Genomic DNA, 25,847 nt, shown 5'->3' on the forward strand with positions numbered 1-25,847 from the left:
TTTTAAATCATGAATCAAAGCATCAGTGATAAAGTAGACAGTAAAATTAAAGAAGACTTATCACCAACGAGAAATTTAACTGGTCTTCATTTAAAGATAGTTGCAAGCATTGCAATCATTTGGTCATTATTTCAGCTTTGGTATGCTTCACCCTTTCCTTTTTGGTTTAACATAGGAATGTTTAAAGGACTTCCAGCTAGAGCTATTCATTTAGGGTTTGCATTAACTTTAGCTTTTTTAATTTACCCAACTTTTAAAGGAAAAAAAATATCTATATTCGATATTATAATTAGTTTTGTTGGAGCTTTCTGCTGTCTATATATTTATTTTTTTTATGATCAGTTAGTTGATAGAGGTGGAGTTCTTTTAAGTATTCCATTTGGTAAAAATTTTAATTTGCCAGTTGAATTAATTCTTGGAAGTTTAGGTATCTTAATATTACTTGAAGCAACTAGAAGAGCAATTGGTTTACCACTGGTTATTATTGCAGTTTGTTTTTTACTTTTTTCATATTTTGGAAGGTATGCACCAGAAATAATTTCTCATGGTGGGCTTTCATTAAATAGATTAGTAGGGTTTCAGTGGCTTGATCAAGAAGCTATATTTGGAATTCCAATTGGCGTTTCAGTAGATTTTATTTTTTTATTTGTTTTATTTGGTGCATTATTAGAAACTGCTGGTGGAGGTAAATATTTTTTAGATTTGGCGTTTGCCATGGTTGGAAAAATGAGAGGAGGACCAGCTAAAGCAGCGATTTTAGGATCTGGAATGACTGGTTTAATTTCAGGGTCTTCAATTGCAAATACTGTAACAACCGGAACTTTTACAATTCCAATAATGAAAAAAACAGGTTTTTCAAAAGAAAAAGCAGGTGCAATAGAGGTGTCATCTTCAGTAAATGGTCAGTTAATGCCACCAGTTATGGGAGCAGCAGCTTTTGTAATGGCAAGCTTTATCGGAGTTACTTATTTTGAAATTGTTAAACATGCATTTTTACCAGCAATTATTTCGTACGTTGCATTATTTTATATTTCTCACCTTGAAGCACTAAAATTAAATTTAAAAGGTATGGCCAATGCAGATGTCCCAAATTTGAAAAAAACATTTTTTTCAGGAATACATTTTTTAATTCCTATCTTTGTTTTGATATACATGCTTGTTTATCTAAGGTTTACCGCTTCTTACTCAATATTTTACGCAACGATTGCATTAATTGTCGTAAACCTATTTTACATATTAATTAAAAATCAAAACTTTAAAGTAGCTCTAAAAAATTGGTTTAACCAAACTATAATTGGTTTTGAAAAAGGAGCCTTAAATATGGTTGGTGTTGGTATTGCAATAGCAACAGCAGGTATTATTGTGGGAGCAGTTGGTTCTACAGGTTTAAGTACTAATTTAATTATAGTTATAGAATCTATTGCAAAAGATAACGTTATTATTTTATTATTTTTAACAATAATTTTATGTTTGTTGCTTGGCATGGGCCTTCCTACAACAGCAAACTATGTTGTGGTGGCTTCATTAATGGCAACAGTATTGGTTGATGTTGGAAACGCATCTGGCTTCATTTTTCCTCTCATAGCAGTTCATTTGTTTGTATTTTATTTTGGTTTAATGGCAGATGTTACTCCACCTGTTGGTCTAGCATCATATGCAGCAGCAGCTATTTCAGGAGGAGATCCACTTAAAACTGGTTTGCAGGCTTTTTGGTATAGTTTAAGAACAGGAATTTTACCTATAGTATTTTTGTTCAACCATGAATTATTATTAATTGGTATTGAAAATATTTGGCATGGATTACTAGTAATTGTAACTTCATTAATTGGAATACTTGTTTTTACTTCAGCAACACAAGGTTGGTTTATTAATAGATTAAGATGGTATGAAATAATAATTTTTTTATTAATTTCTATTTCTTTATTAGCACCAGAGTTTGTTTTAAATAAATTTTATCCAAAATATAATTATAGAGATATAAATCAAATTCACTCAATAAAATTGGATTCCAATAAGGAAGCCAGATTTAAAGTAACACGTCCAAGTAATTATGGCGAAAGATACAAATTATTTGTAATCAAAAAGAATACTTTTGAAACAGATTATAGTTTAGAGCAATATGGAATTAGTTTAATTAGAGACAAAAATAGAGTTATTGTTGATACATTAAAGTGGAATGGGAAAGCTAAGAAAGATGGTTTTGAAACTGGAGATTATATAAGCGAATTTAAAATAGAAAACGTAGATAGACCAAATAAAGGGATCATTTATCCGATAGCAATTTTATTTTTAATTATATTTGGTTATTTTAACGCTAGAAGAAAAGAATAATTATCCGCCAGGACCAAGATCAGATGGTTTAATTTTTAAAATTTTCCATATTCCCGATGCTGAAGTTATAATTTTATCATTACATTTTAGTTCACAAAACAAAAATACCAGTGTGTTTGTTTTTTTAAGAATTCTTGTAAAACCAGTAACTTCATCACCAACTTTAGATGCACCAATAAATTTTAGATCCAATGAAATAGTTACACAAGGTGCATTTCCAGATGCTCTATGTGCAGCAGTCCCCGCTCCTGCATCTATTAAGGCTGACAAATAACCTCCATGAGTTATCCCAGCAGCATTTAAATGATTTTCATTAACTGTAGTTTTGAATTCATATTCTGTTTCAGAAATAGTTCTAAATAAAATACCACCATTGTGTTTCATAAAACCAGGCTTAATACTTATTTGCTCAAATTCATTACTCATAGCTCTTTATAATACGAAAGTTAAAATTAATAAAATTATTAAAACAATTATAAAAAAATATATAACTGATTTTTGTAGTGATGATTTTAGTAGCCAATCTAACATTGTTATTTATCCTTTTTGGTGGACCGCCCAGAACTCGAATCTGGAATCTCCCGGTTCGTAGCCGAGCGCCTTATCCAATTTGGCCAGCGGTCCTTAATTAAATAATTTGCCCAACATATCAAAGTTTTTGATGTAATTTAAGTTATAAAATATTATGCTGTACTATCAATGAGCAAAAAATCAAATGATGTAGTTATTACAGCTGCATTAAGAACACCAATAGGCACATATAAAGGATCTTTAAAAGGTTTGAGCGCTGATAAACTAGGTGCACTAGCTATTAAAGAAGCTGTCTATAAATCAAAATTAAAATCAGACGATATTGATGAGGTGATTATGGGACATGTTCTAACTTCTGGATTAGGACAAAACCCAGCAAGACAAGCTTCTATTCATGCTGGAATTCCAGTTTCAAAACCTGCACATATAATCAATCAAGTGTGTGGATCTGGATTAAGATCTGTAATTTCAGGATATCAGTCTATTAAACTAGGTGAAAATAAAATTATAGTTGCTGGAGGACAAGAAAATATGTCTAGAGCACCACATGCTATATTTTTTCGAGAAGATAAAAAACTAGATCAAAATAAACTAGTAGATACGATGATCAATGATGGGCTAATAGACTCATTTAACAATTATCACATGGGAATTACAGCCGAAAATATTGCAGAAAAATATAAAATTTCTAGAGACGAGCAAGATTTATTTGCATTGAATTCTCAAGAAAAAACTCAAAAAGCTATAAATGAAAATAAATTCAAAAATGAGCTGATCAAATTAAAGATTGATAAAGATAATAAAAATTTTCTTTTTGAAAAAGATGAACATCCAAGAAACAATTTAAATTTAGAAGATCTAAAAAAATTAAAAACTGTTTTCAAAGAAAATGGAACAGTCACTGCAGGCAATTCATCGGGAATAAATGATGGTGCTGCAGCAACTATATTAATGTCTAGAGAAGAGTCAGAACTTAGAACTATAGAGCCGTTAGCCAAAGTAGTCTCTTGGGCAACTTGTGGTGTTGAGCCTTCATTGATGGGACTAGGTCCAATTCAGGCTGTCAATATAGCTTTAGAAAAAGCTGAATGGAAGATAGAGAATGTTGATTTATTTGAAATAAATGAAGCATTTGCAGCTCAAAGCATTGCTGTAATTAGAGATCTTAAAATTCCTAAAGAGATTGTAAATGTTAATGGTGGGGCAATTGCATTAGGACATCCAATTGGAGCCTCAGGAACCAGAATTTTAGTAACCCTTATTCATGAGATGATTAGACGAAATAAAAGCAAAGGTTGTGCCACCCTCTGTATTGGTGGTGGAATGGGAATAGCCATGTGCATTGAGAGAAATTAACTTCTTATTTATTTGTTAATTTTAAAGTTTTTTGTTCAATAAAAATACAGGTTTGCACAAAAAGGCTTATTATTGTGCTAAAATAACATGAGATATAGTTTTTTTTAAGTGTATAAATCGATTTAAAATAATGAGTGAAAAATTACTTGTTCCGGACATTGGTGAATTTGAAAAAGTTGAGGTCATTGAACTTTTAGTAAAAGTTGGAGATCAAATAAACTTAAATGATCCTGTTGTTACTATTGAGAGTGACAAATCTAGTGTTGAAATTCCATCAACCGTTTCTGGCAAGATAGAATCTGTAAATATTAAAGTGGGTGATAAAGTTTCTAAAGGAGACGTATTATTAAGTATTGAGTCTTCAAAAGAAAGCCCTTCAGAAAAGCCAATTCCTAAAGATACAGAAAGTATTATTAAACAAGCAGAATCTGTTTTAAAGAATGAAAAAAAAGAAGAAGCTAGTCAACAAAGTCCAGCCCCAGAAAAAAAACAAACAATAATTCAAGTTACAAATGAAAATGATATTGATCCATTAGAGACACAAGATTGGTTAGAGTCTTTATCTGCAGTTGTTGAAAAAGATGGAAATCAAAGAGCTCATTTTTTGATAAAAGAATTAATCAATAAAGCATATCAAGAAGGTGCAAATATTCCTTATACACAACACACTCCTTACATAAATACAATCCCACCAGAGGCAGAAGTCAAGTCCAATGGTGATCAGAACATTGAAAGAAGAATTAGATCTTTAATAAGATGGAATGCAGCAGCCATGGTTGTGAGAGCAAATAAAAAATTTCCTGAATTAGGTGGTCATATAGGAACATTCGCATCTGCAGCAACACTTTATGATGTAGGAATGAATCATTTTTGGAGAGCTAAAAATAATAAATTTGGTGGTGATTTAGTTTATTTTCAAGGTCATAGTGCACCAGGCATCTATGCTAGAGCATTTTTAGAAGGCAGATTAAATGAAAAACAATTAGATAGTTTTAGACAAGAAGTAAAACCGGGGGGGCTTTCTTCATATCCACACCCTTGGTTGATGCCAAAGTTTTGGCAGTTTCCAACTGTGTCAATGGGACTAGGACCTATGCTTGCAATCTACCAGGCGAGATATATGAAATATTTAATTAATAGAGGATTAATTAAAGATGAAGGTAGAAAAGTTTGGGCATTTCTTGGTGATGGAGAAATGGATGAGCCTGAGTCTTTAGGTGCTATAGGGTTAGCTTCTAGGGAAAAACTGGATAATTTAATATTTGTTATAAACTGTAATCTTCAAAGATTAGATGGACCTGTTAGAGGTAATGGAAAAATTATTCAAGAGCTAGAAGGAAGTTTTAGAGGAGCCGGTTGGAATGTAATTAAAGTAATTTGGGGTTCTTACTGGGACTCACTGATTGCTAATGATAAAACAGGTCATTTAGTTAAAGCTATGAACGAAACTGTTGATGGTGAGTATCAAGCAATGAAGGCTAGAGATGGAGCTTACGTTAGAGAAAAATTTTTTGGAAAATATCCAGAGACACAAGAGCTAGTTTCTAGTTTGTCAGATAAAGATATTTGGAGATTGAATAGAGGTGGTCATGATCCTCATAAAGTTTATGCAGCATATGATCAGGCATCAAAAAATCAAGGCAGCCCAACGGTTATAATCGCTAAAACCATTAAAGGTTATGGCATGGGAAAAACTGGTGAAAGTGTTAACACAACCCATCAAACTAAGAAATTAGACGTAGATGATTTATTATATTATAGAGATCGTTTTGATGTGCCTTTAACTGACGATCAAGTAAAAAATGTAGAGTATTTTAAGCCAGATGAAAAATCTCCAGAAATTAAATACATCAAAGAAAGAAGAATGAACCTTGGGGGTTCTTTGCCAGAGAGAACAACTTACGCAAAGCCAATTAAAGCACCAGCAAAAGATATTTTTGATTTTATGAAAGTATCAACAGGTGAAAAAGAAATGTCTACAACCATGGCATTAGTTAGAATGTTTACAAATTTGCTAAGAGACAAGAATGTTTCACCGAGGTTAGTCCCAATTATTCCTGATGAAGCAAGAACTTTTGGCATGGAAGGATTTTTTCAAAAAATAGGAATATATGCTCATGAAGGTCAAAAATATGAACCTGAAGACTCTGCACAGTTAAGCTCTTATAGAGAAGATAAAAGTGGACAAGTATTAGAGGAAGGAATTAATGAAGCTGGAGCAATGTCATCATGGATTGCAGCTGCAACAGCTTACACGAATCATGATATTGAAATGATACCAATTTATATTTTTTACTCAATGTTTGGTTTTCAAAGAATAGGAGATCTTGCATGGGCTGCTGGAGATAGTCAGGCTAGAGGATTTTTAATTGGAGCAACAGCTGGAAGAACTACTTTGGCTGGTGAAGGATTACAACACCAAGATGGACATAGTCACTTGATAGCTTCAACGATACCAAATTGTGTAACATATGACCCAACTTTTCATTATGAGTTAGCTGTTATTTTTAGAGAAGGCTTGAGAAGAATGCATGAAAAAAATGAAAATATTTTTTATTATATCACAACCATGAATGAAAACTATTCACATCCAGGAATGCCAAAAGATAAAAATTGTGAAGAAGGAATTCTTAAGGGAATGTACAAGATTAAAGAATTTAATAGATATGGAAAAACAAAAATTCAACTTTTAGGCTCAGGTACAATATTGAGAGAAATGATGTCTGCAGCAGAAATTCTTCAAAATGAATATCAGATAGATAGTGAAATTTGGAGTGTTACTAGCTTTAATGAGTTGAGAAAAGATGGTATGGAAGTTGAAAGATATAATCTCTTAAACCCTGATAAAGAACAAAAAGTTTCATTTGTAGAACAGTGTTTAGGAAAAACTGAAGGACCGATTATGGCAGCCTCAGATTATATGAGAATGAATTCTGACCAAATTAGACCTTATACTAATAAAAGTTTTTATTCTTTAGGGACAGATGGTTATGGAAGAAGTGACACTAGAAAAAACCTTAGAAAATTTTTTGAAGTTGATAAAGAGCATATTGTTGCCTATGGACTGAGTGTGTTAGCAAAAGAGCAACTGATAGCCTCTAAATACGCTAAAGAAGCCATAAAGAAGTATAATATTGATGGCAGCAAACCAATGCCAACAAAACTATAAGATGTCAGATAAAGAGATTAAAGTACCAAATATTGGTGAATTTAAAGACGTTGAGGTAATTGAGGTGCTAGTTTCAAATGGCCAGTCAGTTTCTAAAAATGATCCACTTATTACAATTGAGAGTGACAAATCTAGTGTTGAAATACCAGCTTCTTTTGATGGAAAGGTTAAGTCCGTTAAAATTAAAGTGGGAGATAGAGTTTCAAAAGGTGATTTAATATTAACCGTAGAACAGTCTGGAGAAGAAGAAAAAAAAATAGAACAAAAAACTATTAAAGAAGTAGAACAAGTTACAAATCAAAATCAAGTAGAAAAAATTGCAAAAGTCAATCCAGCACAAAATACAATAAAAAAAGATAATTCAGAAATTTCATCTGCAAGCCCAAAAGTACGTAAATTTGCTCGAGAGCTTGGGGTTAATATTAATGAAATAGTTGGTAGTGAAAGACAGGGAAGAATTGTGGAAGATGATGTAAAAAATTTTATATCCTCTAGAATTAATAAAGCTCCAGATAAGACCGAAGTTCAACCAAAAAAAATTGTTAGTGAATATTCTCATTCTGATTTTGGTGAAATTGAAGTTAAAGATATGCCTAGGGTTAAAAAATTAGCCTCTACATATTTAGTTAATTCTTGGACTACAATACCTCATGTCACAAATCATGATGAAGCAGATATAACTGAAATGGAAGATTTTAGAACTTCACTTACTGACATGTATACAGGGGAAAGAAAAAAAATTACTCCATTAGCTTTTATTGTTAAAGCTTTAGTTGCATCTTTAAAAAAGTTTCCTAGTTTCAACTCTTCAATAGATGATATTGAAAATGGAAAAATTACAATGAAAAACTATTTTCATGTTGGGATTGCAGTGGATACTCCACATGGTTTAATGGTGCCAAAAATTAGAAATGCTGACAATAAAAGCATCTCATATATTAGCAATGAATTGAAAATAGTAAGTGACCAATGTAGAAATTTAAAAATAGATAAGAAAGAATTCTTTGGAGGATCTATGACTATTACGAGTCTTGGAGGAATTGGAGGTTCATTCTTTACACCAATAATAAATTATCCAGAAGTTGCTATATTAGGAGTAGGCAAGGCACAAAAAAAACAAATTTTTATTAATGGGAAATTTGAAACAAGAACAATGCTACCGCTTTCTTTATCATATGATCACAGAATAATTGATGGAGCTGAAGCAGCTAGATTTAATAATGATCTAAAAGAAAATTTAGGCAAAAATTTTGCTTATAAATTAGCTGTATAGATTTTAATGTCAAAAACATCATCATTATTTTGTGCATTATTATGTACATTCATATGGGGAACAACTTTTATAGCTCAAGATACTGGAATGGACGACATTGGTCCTTTTACTTTTAATGCGGTCAGATTTTTTGTTGGTTTTTTAGTAGTAGCTCCATTAGCCTTTATTTTTGAAAAAAAAAAATATCAAAATCAGTAAAAAGAAATCAAAAAGAATTTATCAACTTGGCTATTTTAATTGGCCTATCTTTATTCTTGGGATCAGCGCTTCAACAAGTAGCCTTACTCTACACAGATGTTGCTAATGCTGCATTCTTTACGATTTTTTATGTGCCAATGGTCCCGTTTATAATTTTTTTCATGTATAAAAAACCAATTCACTGGAGTATTTGGCCTTCAGTTCTTCTTTGTGTGATGGGAGGTTATCTGTTAACTAATTTTTATAGTGCAACAGTTAGAACTGGTGATGCACTTATAATAATGGGCGCATTTTTCTGGAGTACACATATTATTTTTACTGGTAAAATTATAGAAAAATATAATCTTCCATTAACAATTGGTGCAATTCAAACTTTAATTGTTTCTTCTTTGTCATTAATTATAGGATTAATTTTTGAAGATTTTATTTGGTCCAATATTCTTAAAGAAAAATTTCAAATCTTATATGCTGGAATTTTATCTGGAGGCCTTGCATTTGTTTTACAAATATATGCACAAAAAAATATATCCCCTGCTCCCTCAGCAATAATCTTTTCTTTAGAGGGTGTTTTTGCGACAATTGCTGCTTGGATTTTATTAGATCAAATTTTAGATATAAATAATTTATTTGGATGTTTATTTATTTTATTTGGAGTTTTATTTTCACAATTAGCACCAATATTAAAAAAAAATTAATTATATATTATTATAAATAGAATTATTGAAATAATTATTCTGTAAATGACAAAAACATTCAAAGAAAATTTGTTTATATAATCTAGGAAAAACTTAACTGTAAAATAAGAAAATAAAAAAGAAAGAGTGATTGATATTAGCACAAGATAGTTAAGCTCAAAGTTTTGACCAATGGCATTTTTTAACTGCAGCACACTTGCTCCAGCTATAGCAGGTATAGCTAGTAAAAAAGAAATTTTACTTGAGTCAAATCTATTAAATCTAAAAAGTCTTGCAGCTGTTATTGTAATTCCCGCCCTACTCACACCAGGTATTAAAGCAAGTATTTGAAACAAACCAATATATAGTATTGTTTTAAAATTTAAGTTAGATGATATTTTTTTATCAAATTTACTTTTATCTGCGAGATATAAGATAATTCCAAAAATTAATGTTGTCCAAGCGATTATCTTTAAATTGTTTTCTAATAGGTTAACTAGACCTGTGGAACTGATTACGTAGCCAGCTATTACAATTGGTATTGAGCCAATAATTAATAAAGATAATAACTTCTGATTATTTCTAAGGTCTAATAACTCTCTTCTAAAATAAAAGACTATTGCAAGTAAAGAGCCAAGATGGAGACTAACATCAATCATTAGTGAGTTAGAATTAAACTCAAATATTATCTCAACAATATTTAAGTGAGCTGATGAACTGATTGGTAAAAACTCTGATATTCCCTGAACTATTGATAAGATTATAATTTCAATAATATTTGAGAACATTTAATGCTTCGTAGCTTAAATATTCAATAATTTAAACAATTCCATTTTAACATATTAGATATGCATAAATTAAAATATTAAGATTTAATTGGATTTATTTCAAATTTAAGGTCATATATACTGACCTTGTTTGTCTTTTATTACATAAAACCTTGATATATGTTAAATTTATTGAGGTTAAATATGTCAGGAAATATGCTTAAATTTGTTAAAATAGGTCAACAAACTCCACCTAAAAGAGAAGTTAGAAATAGAAAAGAAGATTTTAACGAAATTTATAAGGAATTTATTAACGATAAAGCAAGTGAACAATCTAGCAGGTGTTCTCAATGTGGAGTTCCTTTTTGCCAGGTCCATTGTCCATTAAGTAATAATATTCCAGATTGGCTAAAATTAACCGCAGAAGGACGATTAAAAGAGGCTTACGAATTATCTCAAAGCACTAACAACATGCCAGAGGTGTGTGGAAGAATATGTCCACAAGATAGATTGTGTGAAGGAAATTGTGTAATTGAACAATCAGGACATGGAACTGTAACTATAGGTTCAGTTGAGAAGTATATTACTGATAATGCTTGGGAACAAGGATGGGTAAATCCAATAAAGGTTAAAAATGAAAAGAGTCAAAGTATTGGAATTATAGGAGCAGGCCCAGCTGGTCTAGCTGCTGCAGAGCAGTTACGTAAGTCAGGTTATCAAATTACAGTATACGATCGATATGATAGAGCTGGTGGTTTAATGATTTATGGTATTCCAAATTTTAAATTAGAAAAATTTGTTGTAGAGAGAAGAACTAAATTATTAGAAGAAGGTGGAATTAAATTTGTTCAAAATTTTGAAGTTGGAAAAGATGCCTCATTAGAGCAATTAAGAAAAAAACATGATGCTCTTCTAATTGCAACTGGAGTTTATAAGGCTCGAGAAATAGATCTTCCTGGAAAAGATTTAGGAAATATATTTCCAGCCATGGAATTTTTAACAGCTTCAAATAAAAAAGGATTAGGAGACAAGGTAGAACTATTTGATAATGGAACTTTAAATGCTGAAGGAAAAAATATTGTAGTAATTGGAGGAGGTGATACTGCAATGGACTGTGTTAGAACTTCAATCAGACAAAAAGCAAAATCAGTTAAATGCCTTTACAGGAGAGACAAAGAAAATATGCCTGGATCTGCAAGAGAGGTAGCTAATGCAGAGGAAGAGGGAGTAGAGTTTGTATGGCTATCTAGCCCCAAAGAATTTATTGGAACAAATAAAGTTGAAGGGTTGATGGTGGATAAAATCAAACTTGGGGAACCTGATGACAGTGGAAGACGTAAACCAGAAATTCAAAATAATTCTCACTTTAATATTAAGGCAGACATAGTAATTAAGGCTCTTGGTTTTGATCCAGAAAATTTACCAAAACTATTTGGTTCTGAGGATCTACAAGTTACTAAATGGGGAACATTAAAAACTAATTTTGATACTATGGAGACAAATTTGTCAGGTGTGTTTGCAGCTGGAGATATTATTAGGGGCGCATCTTTAGTTGTCTGGGCCATAAAAGACGGTAGAGATGTAGCAGTATCAATAAAAAATTTTTTAGAGACCAAAGAACTCAGTAAAGAGAAGGTTGCTTAATGAAAAATTATAAAAAAAATCTTAAAATTCTTGAGGATGGTCATGTTTATTCTAAAGAAATGGAGCATGACGCTTGTGGAGTAGGGTTAATTGCTTCTACAGAAGGTAAAAAATCAAGGAAAGTAGTAGAATATGGAATTAATGCCCTAAAAGCGGTTTGGCACAGAGGAGCAGTTGATGCTGATGGAAAAACAGGTGATGGAGCTGGAATCCATTTAGAAATTCCTTCAGACTTCTTTGCTGAAAAGATAGAAATCACAGGTCACGACCATGATGGTTCAGAAATTTGTGTGGGTATGATTTTTTTACCCAGAAACAATTATCAAGCACAAGAAAATGCAAGAACTTTAGTTGAAAGTGAATTAACAAAAAGTAATTTTAGTATTTATGGATGGAGACAGGTTCCTGTAAATCCAAAAGTTTTAGGTGAAAAAGCAAATCTTACAAGACCAGAAATTACTCAAGTATTATTTAAACATAATAATAAAGATTTAACAGAAAAAGAGTTAGAAAGAAAAATTTATGAATCTAGAAGAAAAATTGAAAAAGAAGCTATTAAAGATGCGATAGAAGGTTTTTATATTTGTTCACTAAGTTCAAAGTCAGTTATTTATAAGGGCATGTTTTTAGCGGAATCTATTGCAGATTTTTATTTAGATTTAAAAGATGAAAGGTTTATATCTCGATTTGCAATATTTCATCAAAGATTTTCAACAAACACAGCACCTAGTTGGGATCTGGCACAACCTTTTAGAGCATTAGCTCATAATGGAGAAATAAATACATTCAAAGGAAATACAAACTGGATGAAAGTTCATGAGCAAGAAATGAATAGTCCATTATTTGATAATATGGAAAATTTAAAACCAGTTATACAACCAGGATCGTCAGACTCTGCTGCACTAGATAGTGTTTTTGAACTTTTAAATATTTCTGGCCAATCAGCACCCCTTGCAAAATTAATGTTAATTCCAGATGCATGGTCTAAAAAAAGTCAAACATTATCGAAAGATCACCAACAACTATTTAATTTTTTAAATAGCACAATGGAGCCATGGGATGGACCAGCTGCTATTGCAGCTACCGATAATGAATGGGCCATTGTAGCGGCTGATAGAAATGGGTTACGCCCAATGAGATATACTATTTCAAAAGATAAAATATTGTGTGCAGGATCAGAAACGGGAATGGTTGAAATCGATGAGAAGCAAATTCTTAAAAAAGGCAGATTAGGACCTGGAGAAATTCTTGGAGTTAGAATAGCTAAAGGTAAAGTATTTTCTAATGTTGAAATAAAAGACTATCTAGCAAAAGAGTTTAAACATTTTAACAATCAAATAATTGATTTAGAAAAGAAATTCCCAATAAAGAATGAAAAATCTACTTTTTCAGGTGATGAGCTAAAAAAAAGACAGCATACATTTGGTTATAGTTTAGAAGATCTAGAGCTTATTCTTCACCCGATGGCAGAAGATGCAAAAGAAGCCATTGGCTCTATGGGTGATGACACTCCACTTGCGGTATTGTCTGACCGTTATAGACCGCTTTACCATTTTTTTAGGCAAAATTTTAGTCAAGTTACAAATCCACCAATTGATTCTTTAAGAGAAAACAAGGTTATGAGTTTAAAAACTCGTTTTGGTAATCTTGGAAATATTTTAGATTTTACTAATTTAACAGAAGAAAACATATACGTTTTAGACAGTCCCATATTATCAAATTCTCAATTAGAAAAATTTATTAATTTTTTTGGGGAAAAATCAATAACAATTGATTGTACTTTTGATAAAAGTGAAAATCTTGAAACTTCTATTGAGAGAATTAGAAAAGAATCTGAAATTGCAGTTCGACAAGGCCTTACGCAATTAGTTCTAAGTGATAAAAATATTTCTGAAAAAAGATTACCCATCCCAATGCTATTATGTGTTGGTGCAATAAATACTTATCTTATTAAAAAAAAATTAAGAGGCTATGCATCAATCAATGCTCAAACTGGAGAAGCATTAGACACGCATTCATTTGCAACACTTATAGGTGTTGGGGCAACTACTGTTAATCCTTATTTAGCACTGGACAGTTTATATCAAAGGTTTGAAAAAAAATTATTTGGAAAGTTTGAGTACGATGAATGCATAGACAGATATATACAATCAGTAAATTATGGACTTCTGAAAATAATGTCAAAAATGGGAATTTCGGTAATAAGCTCTTATAGAGGTGGATGTAATTTTGAAACAGTTGGTTTGAGTAGAACAGTAGCATCAGAATACTTTCCAGGAATTTTATCAAAGATTTCAGGCATAGGGTTAAATGGAATAGAAAAAAAATTAAGAACTATTCATAAAGAAGCATTTGAAGGAACGGATGTAGTTTTACCAATTGGAGGAATTTATAGATATAGAAAGGATGGTGAAATTCATCAATATCAAGGTAAGCTCATTCATCTTTTGCAAAGTGCAGTTACATCAAATTCTTTTGAAGCTTATAAAAAATATGCAGAAGGCATTTATAATCTTCCCCCTATACACCTTAGAGACTTGATTGGATTTAGAGATAAAAATTTAAACCCATCCTTAGATATTTCAGAAGTAGAACCAATCGAAAATATTTTAACAAGATTTGGAAGTGGAAGTATGTCTCATGGTGCATTATCGAAAGAAGCACACGAAACATTAGCTATAGGAATGAATAGAATTAAAGGAGCCTCTTGTAGTGGTGAAGGTGGAGAAGATGAAAAAAGATTTATTAAGATGGAAAATGGAGATAGTGCTAATTCTAGAGTTAAGCAAATAGCCTCAGCAAGATTTGGAGTAACACTTAAATATCTAAATAACTGTAACGAAATAGAGATTAAAATTGCACAAGGAGCAAAACCTGGTGAGGGAGGTCAATTACCAGGGTTTAAAGTTACGGAAGAAATTGCCAAATTAAGACATTCAACACCGGGTGTAACCTTAATATCACCACCACCTCACCATGATATTTATTCTATCGAGGATTTAGCTCAATTAATTTACGATCTTAAACAAGCCAATCCAAAAGCAAGAGTTGGTGTAAAATTAGTAGCATCTTCTGGGATAGGAACAATCGCAGCCGGGGTAGCTAAAGCTAAAGCAGATATAATTTTAATTTCTGGACATAATGGAGGAACAGGAGCTACACCGCAAACAAGTGTTAAATATGTGGGGATACCTTGGGAGATGGGATTAACTGAGGCTAATCAAGTTTTAACTTTAAATAATTTAAGGCATAAAGTTACTCTAAGAACAGATGGTGGAATTAAAACAGGAAGAGATGTTGTTATTGCAGCCATGATGGGAGCAGAAGAATATGGAGTAGCTACTACAGCTTTAGTAGCCATGGGATGTATAATGGTTAGACAGTGTCATTCAAACACATGTCCAGTTGGAGTTTGTACTCAAGATGAAAAACTAAGAGAAAAATTTTCTGGTACGCCAGAAAAGGTAGTCAACTTATTTAAATTTATAGCTGAGGAAGTAAGAGAAATTTTAGCACAAATAGGATTTAAATCATTAAATGAAATAATTGGTAGGACTGATTTATTAAGACAGGTAAGTAAAGCTTCACCAAACTTAGATGATTTAGATCTTAACCCTTTATTTGTTCAAACAGATGCTGGTGAGAATACAAGATACTGTACAGTTCCAGAAATAAATTCTGTTCCAGATACTTTGGATCAAGAAATTTTACCTGAAATTAAAGAACAAATTGGAAAAGTAAAAATTATTGAAAAGGAATATATTATTAAAAATACTCATAGGACAGTTGGAACAAGAATTTCTAATCATCTTTATGAAAAATATGGATCTGAAAAACTAGATGATGGTTTTTTATCTTTAAAGTTTAAAGGATCAGCTGGACAGTCATTTGGTGCATTTGCAATAAAAGGCTTAAAACTTATTTTAAAAGGTGATGCTAATGATTATGTTGGCAAAGGTTTATCAGGCGCAACAGTCGTAGTTAAACTTCCTGACGAAAGTAATCTAGTTTCACATGAGAATACCATAATAGGAAATACAGTTTTGTATGGAGCAACATCTGGAAAACTTTTTGCAGCAGGTCAAGCTGGAGAAAGGTATGCTGTAAGAAATTCAGGATCAATTTCAGTTATTGAAGGATGCGATTCTAATGCTTGTGAATATATGACTGGTGGCACAGTTGTAATTCTAGGCGATGTAGGAGACAATTTTGGAGCTGGAATGACTGGCGGAATGGCTTTTATTTACGATATAAATAAGAAATTTGATAAAAAAGTAAACCCAGAGACTGTAGTATGGCAAACACCAGAAACAGATTATTGGATAACTTATTTAAAAAATTTAATTCAAGAGCATCACCAGGAGACAAATTCAGATTTTTCTAAAAAGATTATAGAAAATTTTGATAGAGAAATTTCTAATTTTATTCAAGTTTGTCCAAAAGAAATGATTGATAAGCTAAAAAACCCAATAAGTTTAAAATCTATTATAAAAGAAGTTAGTTAAAATGAAGGATATAAATATTTTTTGTTTTGGTTTTGGCCAAGTAGCAAAAAATTTTATAAAGAAGCTTAGTGTTGAGCAGTATAATATTAATTTGTCAGCAACCTCTAAAAGTGAGTCTTCAAAAAAAACATTCAATGGTATTAATTATAATAGCTATCTATTTCATAGTGAAAAATTTGATCAAAATTTAGTTGTAAAATTAACAGAAGCAGATCATATCTTAGTTTCTATACCACCAGAAAATCAAGAAGATTTAGTTATAAAAAATTTTTCTAAATTTATAGAAAGCTCCAAAGTAAAATGGATAACATACTTATCAGCCACTAGTATTTATGGTGATCATAAGGGAGAGTGGGTTAATGAAAATAGCAAAACAAACCCAATTTCAAATAATGGTATTGCAAGATTGAAAGCTGAAAATGCATGGTTTTCTTTAGAAAAAAATAAGAAAATACCAATTCAGATATTTAGGTTATCTGGAATTTATTCCAATGAAAAAAATATTTTAATACGTCTAAAATCAGGAGGTGTAAAATTGATCAATAAAAAAAATCATTTTTTTTCTAGAATTCATGTAGATGATATTTCAAATATATTATTTAAATCTTTATCAAAATTTAAGTCAGGAGAAATATATAATCTATCTGATGATAAACCCTCTACATCTGAAGAGGTTACTTTATTTGGAGCAAAAATATTAAATATTGAAAATATCGAAAAAATTGAAGTTGACCAAATTAAAAGTGAGATGTTGAAAAATTTTTATAATGAGTCTAAAAAAGTTAGCAACAAAAAGATGAAAAGTTATTTTGATTATAATTTAAAATTTCCAAGCTATATCGAAGGATTAAACCACATTAGAAGTAATTTTATCTAGCTCTAAGAGTATTCTTTTTAAACCACGTTTATTTGATAAGCTGTGATCACCATTTTTTATTATTACTAATTTTTTATTAGCTTTAGTAAATAACTTAAGAACTTTTCTAGAATAACTTGTTGGAACAACTTCATCTTTACTTCCATGAATCATAGTTACATTGATTTTGGATTTAATGTTTTTATTCAAGATTTTATTTTTTCTACCATCTTTTATTAACTGATAAGTGATTGGATACTCATAATTACCGTGTTTTAAGTTGTAAATCCCTTTCTTTATAGTTTCATTCTTCATTTTTTTTGTAAATTTTTTCCACATTAGGTTTTGTAAAAACTCTGGAGCTGAACCAATTCCTAAAAAACCTTGAATTTGATCTTTAAAATATTTAAATTGATTTAAGGAGAGCCACGCTCCCATACTTGAACCAACTAAGATAAATTTATTTTTTTTAACTATTTTTTTTATTACTATTTCAACTTCTTTTGACCATTGTGTGATATTTCCCTTGGTAAATTTTCCTGAGGATTTTCCATGACCAGAATATTCAAGCGCAAGAAAACCAAGCTTATTTTTTTTTGCAAATTTTAGTATTGCTTGAGGTTTTTCACCTTCAATGTTTGACATAAAGCCATGCAAAAAAACAATATAAAGATTATCTCTATATTCCTTACTTAAGTATCTTATTTGCTTGTTATTAAGGGTCTTAATGTATTTAAATTTATTCATATAAGTTTATTAGAATTAATTCTTAATATATAGTTCTATCAAATGTCTTCAGAATTAAAAGTACTGCAAGTAATTCCTAAACTTGGATATGGGGGTGCAGAAACAGGCTGTTACGATCTTGCACACTATTTACCAGAAAATAATTGTAGTTCTTATATAGTAACTAGTGGAGGTGAGTTATTAAAATTTATTGATAAAAAAAAAGTAAAAGTAATAAAACTTTCTGTTCACAGTAAAAATCCATTTTTAATGCTCTTTAATTCAATAGCTTTGATTTTTATTATTTTACTAAATAATATATCTATTGTTCATGCAAGAAGTCGTGCTCCAGCTTGGTCTTGTTTGTTTGCAACAAAAATTACAAGAAGAAAGTTTGTTACAACTTTTCATGGTACTTATAATTTTAAAAACTCAATTAAAAAATTCTATAATTCAGTAATGGTTAGATCAGATTTAATAATAGCAGGATCAAATTTTATTTTTTCACATATTAATCAAAATTATCCAAAATATTTAGATTTAAAAAAAAAATTCTTAGTAATTTTTAGGGGAATTAATGTCGATTATTTTGAATTATCAACAATTTTAGACAGTGAAGAAAACAGACTTATTTCAGATTGGGAAGTTGATAGAAATAAAAAAACGATTCTAATGCCAGGTCGGTTAACTGCTTGGAAAGGTCAGGAGACATTTATTGAGGCATTAAATCTTGTTAATAAAGAACTGGGGTATGAGTCTTTTAATGCTATTATTTTGGGTAGCGATCAAGGAAGAGATATTTATACCAAAAAAATTAAAAGATTGGCTGAGCAATATAGGCTAACTAGTCAGTTAAAATTTATAGAACATTGTAAAAATATGCCGTTAGCCTATAAAATATCAGACATTGTTGTTTCAGCCTCAGTAGAACCTGAAGCTTTTGGAAGGGTAGCAGTTGAAGCTCAATCAATGGAAAAACCAATAATAGCAAGTGATATTGGGGGATCTAACGAAACTATTATTGATAACGTGACAGGTTTTTTATTTCAGTCTGGTAATGCAGAAGCTTTGAGTAAAAAAATAATAGAAGTCTTACAATTAGACGAATCTAGATTGAAATCTATTGGTATAGAAGGTAGAAAAAATATAATTAAAAAATTTAATGTTGAAAAAATGTGTTTTTCTACATATTCAGAATACAAAAAATTATTAAATTAAATGCCATTAATAACATTGCCAGATGGAAACACTATTGAATTTCCAAATAAAGTAACAGGACTTGGGGTTGCTGAAAAGATTAGTAAATCTTTATCAAAGCAGGCAACTATTATTAGTGTTAATGAAGAACTTAAGGATTTAAGTTATGTTATAGATGAGGATTGCTCAGTTAAAATTTTTACTTCAAAAGATAAAGAAGGTTTAGAAACTATTCGTCATGATACGGCCCATATAACTGCAATGGCAGTTCAAGAACTCTTTCCCGGAACACAAGTTACAATTGGTCCAATTATAGAAAATGGATTTTATTATGATTTTTCAAGAAAAGAACCCTTTACAGAAGATGATTTAAATAAAATTGAAAATAAAATGAAAGAAATTGTTGATAGAGATGTTCCAACTACAAGAGAAGTTTGGAAAAGAGATAAAGCCATATCTCATTTCAAAGATAAAGGAGAAATATATAAGGCTGAAATTATTGAAAGTATTCCACAGGGTGAAGATGTTTCTATATATTTTCATGGAGACTGGCATGATTTATGCAGAGGCCCTCATCTGTCTTCAACGGGAAAAATTGGTAAGTACTTTAAATTAACAAAGGTATCAGGGGCTTATTGGAGAGGTGACTCAAATAATGAAATGTTGCAAAGAATTTATGGAACAAGTTGGGCATCACAAAAAGATTTAGATGAATATTTAAAAAGAATAGAAGAAGCAGAAAAAAGAGACCACAGAAAACTTGGAAAAGAAATGGATTTATTTCACTTTAGGGAAGAAAGTCCAGGATCAGTATTTTGGCATGAAAAAGGTTGGAAGTTATTTCAAAAATTAGTTGCATATATGAGAGCTAGACAAGAAAAAGCTGGCTACAAAGAAGTGAATACTCCTGAAATTTTAGATAGATCTCTTTGGGAAAAATCTGGCCACTGGGAAAAATATGGAGAGCATATGTATACTTCTCAAACACCAGATGAAAAAATATTTGCAATAAAACCAATGAATTGCCCAGGCCACGTACAAGTTTTTAATCAAGGATTAAAAAGCTACCGAGATCTTCCTTTAAGAATTTCAGAATTTGGAAAAGTACATAGATATGAGCCTTCAGGTGCTTTACATGGACTTTTAAGAGTTAGAGCTTTTACTCAAGATGATGCTCATATTTTTTGCACAGAAGATCAAATTACATCAGAATGTTTGATTGTTACTAATTTAATTTTAGATATTTATAAAGATCTTGGATTTGAAGATGTAATATTAAAATACTCAGATAGACCAGACTTAAGAGTTGGTGATGATAATGTTTGGGACAAAGCTGAAAAAGCTTTATTAGATGCAGTCAAAGCCTCAAAGCTTCAATACACAATTAATAAAGGAGAGGGAGCATTCTATGGTCCAAAAATTGAATTTGTTTTACGTGATGCTATTGGTAGGGATTGGCAATGTGGAACTTTACAAGTAGACCTTAATTTACCAGGAAGATTAGATGCTTCTTTTGTTGATAAAGATGGAACTAAAAAAATTCCTGTAATGCTTCATAGGGCGTTATTTGGATCATTAGAAAGATTTATTGGAATTCTTATAGAAAATTATGCAGGCAAATTTCCATTTTGGATAGCTCCTTTACAAGCTGTTGTAATTCCAATTTCAGAGGAATTTGATTCTTATGCAAAAGAAGTAAATGAAAAAATTAATAATGCAGGCATAAGCTCTGAGGTAGATTTAAAAAACCATAACTTAAATTATAAAATTAGAGAACATTCACTATCAAAAATACCACTTTTATTGATTTGTGGAAAAAAAGAAGTTGACAGTAACTCAGTAACGATTAGAAGATTGGATACGAACAAACAAGAAAATATGGAATTAAACTTATTCTTAGAAACTTTCTCAGCTTTAAACAAAGCATCCTCAAACTAAGTGGCAGATTTTAAACAAAATTATTTTCAAAGAAGAACTAAAGATAAAGGTCCAAGATCTAACAATAGAATTTCTTCACCTGAGGTTCAAGTAATTGGAAGCGATGGTGAAAATATAGGAATCATTAATACAAATGAAGCTATATCAATGGCTAAAGAGCAAGGATTGGATTTAATTGAAATAGCTCCAAACGCAAAACCACCTGTATGTAAAATTATTGATATGGGTAAATTTAAATATGATGCTCAAAAAAAAGCAAATGTTGCTAAAAAGAAACAAAAAATAGTTTTATTAAAAGAAATTAAAATGAGACCAGTTACAGAAACTCATGATTATGATTTTAAAGTTAAAAATGCTAAAAAATTTATTGGAAAAGGTGACAAGGTAAAATTTACAATACGATTTAAGGGTAGAGAGCTACAACACTCACATTTAGGTAGAGAATTAATGGATAAAATAAAAGCTGATATGCAAGATATTGGCAAAGTTGAATTGCACCCAAAGTTTGATGGTAAGCAAATGATCATGGTTATTCAGCCTTTATAAGGCTTAATAGAGGTTGTAAATCCATTCCAATATTTGTATAAGTCCGCAGAATTATGCCAAAATTAAAAACTAAAAGTTCAGCAAAAAAAAGATTTAAAATCTCAGCTACGGGGAAAGTTATGATGGCTCAAGCTGGAAAGAGACATGGCATGATAAAAAGAACAAATTCACAAATTAGAAAATTAAGAGGCACGACTGCTATGTCAAAACAAGATGGCAAAATAGTTAAATCATACATGCCTTACAGTTTAAGAGGATAAAATGGCTAGAGTAAAAAGAGGCGTAACAAGTCAAGCAAAACATAAAAAAGTTTTAAAAGCTGTCAAAGGTCAATGGGGCAGAAGAAAAAGCACTATAAGAGTTGCAAAGCAAGCTATGGAAAAAGCTATGCAATACGCTTACAGAGATCGTAGAACTAAAAAAAGAGAATTTAAATCTTTATGGATACAAAGAATTAATGCAGGTGTTAGATCTGAAGGAATAACTTATTCAAAATTTATTAATGGTTTAACTAAATGTGGAATTAAGTTAGATAGAAAAATACTAGCTGAAATAGCATACGATAGCCCAGAAGCCTTTAAAACGATCGTTCAAAAAGCTCAATCGGCACTAAATTAATCTTCACTATTGTTTTTCTTCGGTGAAGAAATAATCTCTCAATATGTCTGATATTAAAAAAATAAAAGATGAATTTCTTTTAAAGTTAAAAGAAAATTTGGATTTAAATCAAGTTAATCAAATTAAAACAGAACTATTTGGTAAAACTGGGTTAATCAGCTCGCAATTTAAACAGCTTGGAAAATTAGCAGAAGAAGAAAGAAAAAAATTTGCATCAGATTTAAACCTAGTCAAAAGTGAACTTGAAAATTTAATTACTACAAAAATTGATGATATTGAAAAAAAAGAGATTAACAAAAAATTAGAAAAAGAAAAAATAGATATAACTTTACCAGAGAGACCTTTTGTTCAGGGAAAAATTCATCCTGTATCTCAAGTTATAGATGAAATTTCTTCAATTTTTTCAGAAATTGGTTTTAGTGTAGAAGAAGGACCAGATGTTGAAAATGAATATAATAATTTTACTGCGTTAAATACACCTGATAACCATCCTGCAAGAGATATGCATGATACTTTTTATCTAGATGATGCAAAAGAGCTACTTTTAAGAACACATACTTCACCAGTTCAAATTAGAACAATGCTTAATGATAAACCACCTTTTAAAATAATAGCGCCAGGGCGAACATATAGATCTGACAGCGATCAAACTCATACTCCAATGTTTCATCAAGTTGAAGGGCTACATATTGATAAAAATATAAATATGGGGCATTTAAAAGGATGCTTAAATTATTTTATTAAAGAGTTTTTTGAGGTTGATAAAATTAAAATGAGATTTAGACCTAGTCATTTCCCATTTACAGAGCCATCTGCAGAAGTTGATATTGGCTATGAAATAAAAGATGGAAAAATAGTAATTGGGGAAGGTGATAAATGGCTAGAAGTTTTAGGTTGTGGAATGGTTCATCCCAATGTTTTAAAAAATGTTAAAGTAAACCCTGATGAATTCCAAGGTTATGCATTTGGAATAGGAATAGATAGGCTCGCAATGTTGAAATATGGCATTAATGATTTAAGAGCCTTTTTTGATTGTGACTATAGATGGCTAAATCATTTTGGATTTGATCCAATAGATGTCCCAACAAACTATAGGGGCTTAAGCCGATGAAGATTACAACAGCATGGCTCAAAGACCATTTAGATACCAAACTTAATGAAAATCAAATCATCGATAAACTTACAGATATTGGTTTAGAAGTAGAGGGTGTTGATAGTCAATCAGGAGAGTTTGATCAATTTGTAATTGCCAAAATTTTGAGGGCTGAAAAGCACCCTGATGCAGATAGGCTTAGAGTATGTGATGTTGATATAGGTTCGGGCAAACCAGTAAAAGTTGTTTGTGGAGCTCCAAATGCTAAAGAGGGTTTATTAACAATTTATGCCCCTCCTGGCGCTGTAGTGCCAAAAAGTCAAATGAAATTGGTGGTAAGCAAAATAAGAGGTGTAACCTCATATGGAATGCTTTGTTCAGAATCTGAACTTAATCTATCAAACGAAAGTGATGGCATAACAGAGCTTTTACCAGAAAAATATAACAAAAAAGTAGGAGAAAATTATTTTCCAAAAAAAAATTTAAATGTAATTGATATCTCTATTACACCAAATAGAGCAGATTGCTTAGGGGTTAGAGGGATAGCAAGAGATTTAGCTGCTGCAGGTGCAGGAAGATTAATAAATCAAAAAGAAAAAAAACTTGATAAAAAAAATAAACAAACAATTAGTGTAAAAATTGAAAATGAAAAAAATCAAGCATGTATATCCTTTGGTAGTTGTTTAATTAAAGGAGTAAAAAATACTGGAAGTCCAGAGTGGCTAAAAGACAAAATAATTGCTCTAGGCCAAAAACCTATTTCGGCAATAGTTGATATTACAAATTATGTAATGTTTGATTTGAATAGACCACTTCATGCATATGATGTTGATAAAATAGATAAAGGAATAGTTGTAAGAAATTCTAAAAAAGGTGAAACATTTGAAGCATTAGATAATAAGGAGTATAAATTAGAGGATGAGATGTGCGTCATATCAGATGCGTCAGGCGTATTAGGTCTTGGAGGCATAATAGGAGGCACAAGAACTGGAACTGAACCAGATACAAAGAATGTGTTAATTGAGTCTGCTTACTTTAGTCCACGATCAATTAGAAAATCATCTAAAATCTTGAATATAGATACGGATGCAAAATTTAGATTTGAAAGAGGTATTGATCCATTATCAATTGATCAAGGACTTGAAAGAGCAGCTAATTTAATACAAGAAATATGTGGCGGTGAAGTTAGTGAATTTGATATTCAAAAAATTGAAGATGTTAAAAAAAAATCATTAAAATTTGATCCTTCTTTGTTTGAAAAAATTACTGGATTTAATATTGATATAAAAGAAATGATAAAAATCTTAGATAACCTAGGATTTGAAATTAAAGAAAACAAGGGAATGCTAGATGCCGTTATACCATCTTGGAGACCAGATATTTCACAGGAAGTTGATGTGGTAGAAGAACTTGTAAGAATTAAGGGTTATGATCAAATTAAAATTATTGAACCTGAAAAAGTTAGAAAAAAACAAACATTAAATTTAAAACAAAAATTATTTCATTTTTTACAAAGATCTATTGCTTCTAAGGGGTATTTTGAGGCTATCACATGGTCTTTTACTGACAGTAAAATCAATCAACTATTCATTGAAAATAATAAAGAAATCAAAATAATTAATCCTATAAGTTCTGATTTGAACGTTTTGCGAAGTTCAATTTTTTCTAATTTGATAATTCATTTAAATAAGAATTTAGGAAGAGGATTTAAAGATTTGTCATTTTTTGAAATAGGTCCAACTTTTTTAGGATCTAAGCCAGGTGAGCAACAGACAGTCGCTACTGGATTAAGATCAGGAAAATTGGCTAGGCAGAGCTGGCTGGAAAAAGAAAGATTAATAGATGTGTTTGATGTTAAGAGTGATGTTATCAAAAGTTTAGTTGAAGCAGGTTATAATAAAGATAAGCTCTATATTGATGATGAAACACCAAGCTATTATCACCCTGGAAAATCAGGAAGAATATTTCTTAACAAAGGAAAAGAAAAAGTAGTTGCTTTTTTTGGTGATATTCACCCAGGTATATTAAAAAAATTAGATATTAAAGTTGAGTCTTTAGTGGGTTTTGAAATATTTTTAGACAATTTAAAACAGCCAAAAAAATCATTAAAAGATCAAAAAACTCAGTATAAATATTCAGATTTTCAAAAATCAGAAAGAGATTTTGCTTTTGTTTTAGATAAAAATTTTAAAGTTCAAGAATTAATTGAAACCATCTCTAATGTAGACAAAGAGTTAATAAAATCTGTCAAAGTATTTGATGTTTATGAAGGAGCGAATATTCCTGAAGGTAAAAAATCAATTGCATTAAATGTAATTATTCAATCTTTAGAAAAAACTTTGGCTGAGGATGATTTAAACAAGATTAATCAACTTATTATTTCTGCTGTTGAATCCAAAACTGGTGCTAAGATTAGATCATAATC

The 25,847-nt window shown here is 30.7% G+C and carries 17 protein-coding genes, 1 tRNA gene and 1 pseudogene; 15 read left to right on the top strand and 4 right to left on the bottom strand.

Features of this window, described 5'->3' with window-relative positions; genetic code table 11:
- The first annotated feature begins 9 nt into the window (after positions 1 to 9).
- On the top strand, positions 10 to 2,331 hold the full coding sequence (locus tag AC5SLT_RS00110) for a TRAP transporter permease (protein ID WP_494591911.1): 2,322 nt from the start codon (positions 10 to 12) through the stop codon (positions 2,329 to 2,331).
- Here the strand turns inward: AC5SLT_RS00110 and AC5SLT_RS00115 are convergent, their stop codons facing one another.
- Both AC5SLT_RS00115 and AC5SLT_RS00120 read right to left on the bottom strand, forming a co-directional pair.
- Complete coding sequence (locus tag AC5SLT_RS00115; protein ID WP_494591912.1) at positions 2,332 to 2,757, bottom strand: PaaI family thioesterase; 426 nt, start codon at positions 2,755 to 2,757, stop codon at positions 2,332 to 2,334.
- A gap of 121 nt (positions 2,758 to 2,878) precedes the next feature.
- A tRNA-Arg gene (locus tag AC5SLT_RS00120) sits at positions 2,879 to 2,955 on the bottom strand.
- Between the two features lie 75 nt (positions 2,956 to 3,030).
- Between AC5SLT_RS00120 and AC5SLT_RS00125 the strand changes: the two genes are divergently transcribed.
- From AC5SLT_RS00125 to AC5SLT_RS00140, 4 genes and pseudogenes are all read left to right on the top strand, one after another.
- Positions 3,031 to 4,218, top strand: coding sequence for an acetyl-CoA C-acetyltransferase (locus AC5SLT_RS00125; protein ID WP_494591914.1), 1,188 nt, complete (start codon positions 3,031 to 3,033; stop codon positions 4,216 to 4,218).
- A 130-nt stretch (positions 4,219 to 4,348) separates the two neighbouring features.
- Complete coding sequence (gene aceE, locus AC5SLT_RS00130) at positions 4,349 to 7,387, top strand: pyruvate dehydrogenase (acetyl-transferring), homodimeric type (protein WP_494591916.1); 3,039 nt, start codon at positions 4,349 to 4,351, stop codon at positions 7,385 to 7,387.
- 1 nt (position 7,388) lies between these two features.
- Positions 7,389 to 8,660 (top strand): 2-oxo acid dehydrogenase subunit E2, encoded by a 1,272-nt coding sequence (locus AC5SLT_RS00135; RefSeq protein ID WP_494592584.1) that lies wholly within the window; start codon positions 7,389 to 7,391, stop codon positions 8,658 to 8,660.
- Between the two features lie 6 nt (positions 8,661 to 8,666).
- Positions 8,667 to 9,553: pseudogene (locus AC5SLT_RS00140) on the top strand (DMT family transporter).
- On the opposite strand, the gene AC5SLT_RS00145 reads toward AC5SLT_RS00140, so the two are convergent.
- Positions 9,550 to 10,320: an undecaprenyl-diphosphate phosphatase gene (locus AC5SLT_RS00145; protein ID WP_494591918.1), complete on the bottom strand. Its 771-nt coding sequence runs from the start codon at positions 10,318 to 10,320 to the stop codon at positions 9,550 to 9,552. The pseudogene AC5SLT_RS00140 and the gene AC5SLT_RS00145 overlap by 4 nt on opposite strands.
- A gap of 183 nt (positions 10,321 to 10,503) precedes the next feature.
- Here AC5SLT_RS00145 and AC5SLT_RS00150 point away from each other — a divergent pair, with 183 nt between their 5' ends.
- Genes AC5SLT_RS00150 through AC5SLT_RS00160 form a run of 3 tightly spaced genes read left to right on the top strand, consistent with a single transcriptional unit; the run spans position 10,504 to position 17,325 of the window.
- A complete protein-coding gene (locus AC5SLT_RS00150) occupies positions 10,504 to 11,943 on the top strand; it encodes an NAD(P)-dependent oxidoreductase (RefSeq protein ID WP_494591920.1) in 1,440 nt (479 codons plus the stop codon).
- Positions 11,943 to 16,448 (top strand): glutamate synthase large subunit, encoded by a 4,506-nt coding sequence (gene gltB / locus AC5SLT_RS00155; RefSeq protein ID WP_494591922.1) that lies wholly within the window; start codon positions 11,943 to 11,945, stop codon positions 16,446 to 16,448. Before AC5SLT_RS00150 ends, gltB begins: the two co-directional genes overlap by 1 nt.
- Before the next feature lies 1 nt (position 16,449).
- On the top strand, positions 16,450 to 17,325 hold the full coding sequence (locus tag AC5SLT_RS00160) for a Rossmann-fold NAD(P)-binding domain-containing protein (RefSeq protein WP_494591924.1): 876 nt from the start codon (positions 16,450 to 16,452) through the stop codon (positions 17,323 to 17,325).
- On the opposite strand, the gene AC5SLT_RS00165 is transcribed toward AC5SLT_RS00160, so the two are convergent.
- Positions 17,296 to 18,051, bottom strand: coding sequence for an alpha/beta hydrolase (locus tag AC5SLT_RS00165; RefSeq protein ID WP_494591926.1), 756 nt, complete (start codon positions 18,049 to 18,051; stop codon positions 17,296 to 17,298). The two genes, AC5SLT_RS00160 and AC5SLT_RS00165, sit on opposite strands and share 30 nt — an antisense overlap.
- 42 nt (positions 18,052 to 18,093) lie before the next feature.
- Between AC5SLT_RS00165 and AC5SLT_RS00170 the strand changes: the two genes are divergently transcribed.
- Genes AC5SLT_RS00170 through pheT form a run of 7 tightly spaced genes read left to right on the top strand, consistent with a single transcriptional unit; the run spans position 18,094 to position 25,845 of the window.
- Positions 18,094 to 19,248 carry a glycosyltransferase family 4 protein gene (locus AC5SLT_RS00170; RefSeq protein ID WP_494591928.1) on the top strand — a complete coding sequence of 385 codons (1,155 nt, stop codon included), beginning with the start codon at positions 18,094 to 18,096 and terminating at the stop codon, positions 19,246 to 19,248.
- Entirely contained in the window at positions 19,249 to 21,165 is a 1,917-nt protein-coding gene (gene thrS / locus AC5SLT_RS00175; RefSeq protein ID WP_494591930.1) for a threonine--tRNA ligase, read from the top strand.
- On the top strand, positions 21,166 to 21,711 hold the full coding sequence (gene infC, locus AC5SLT_RS00180; protein ID WP_006997463.1) for a translation initiation factor IF-3: 546 nt from the start codon (positions 21,166 to 21,168) through the stop codon (positions 21,709 to 21,711).
- A 53-nt stretch (positions 21,712 to 21,764) separates the two neighbouring features.
- The gene (rpmI, locus tag AC5SLT_RS00185) at positions 21,765 to 21,971 is read left to right on the top strand and encodes a 50S ribosomal protein L35 (protein ID WP_006997462.1); all 207 of its coding nucleotides are present in this window, start codon (positions 21,765 to 21,767) and stop codon (positions 21,969 to 21,971) included.
- Position 21,972: 1 nt separating this feature from the next.
- A complete protein-coding gene (gene rplT, locus AC5SLT_RS00190; RefSeq protein ID WP_494591932.1) occupies positions 21,973 to 22,329 on the top strand; it encodes a 50S ribosomal protein L20 in 357 nt (118 codons plus the stop codon).
- 43 nt (positions 22,330 to 22,372) lie between these two features.
- The gene (gene pheS / locus AC5SLT_RS00195; protein ID WP_494591934.1) at positions 22,373 to 23,440 is read left to right on the top strand and encodes a phenylalanine--tRNA ligase subunit alpha; all 1,068 of its coding nucleotides are present in this window, start codon (positions 22,373 to 22,375) and stop codon (positions 23,438 to 23,440) included.
- Positions 23,437 to 25,845: a phenylalanine--tRNA ligase subunit beta gene (pheT, locus tag AC5SLT_RS00200; RefSeq protein WP_494591936.1), complete on the top strand. Its 2,409-nt coding sequence runs from the start codon at positions 23,437 to 23,439 to the stop codon at positions 25,843 to 25,845. The genes pheS and pheT overlap by 4 nt, the downstream gene beginning before the upstream one ends.
- Positions 25,846 to 25,847: the final 2 nt, after the last annotated feature.

This window comes from Candidatus Pelagibacter sp. PS_11, assembly GCF_059417975.1.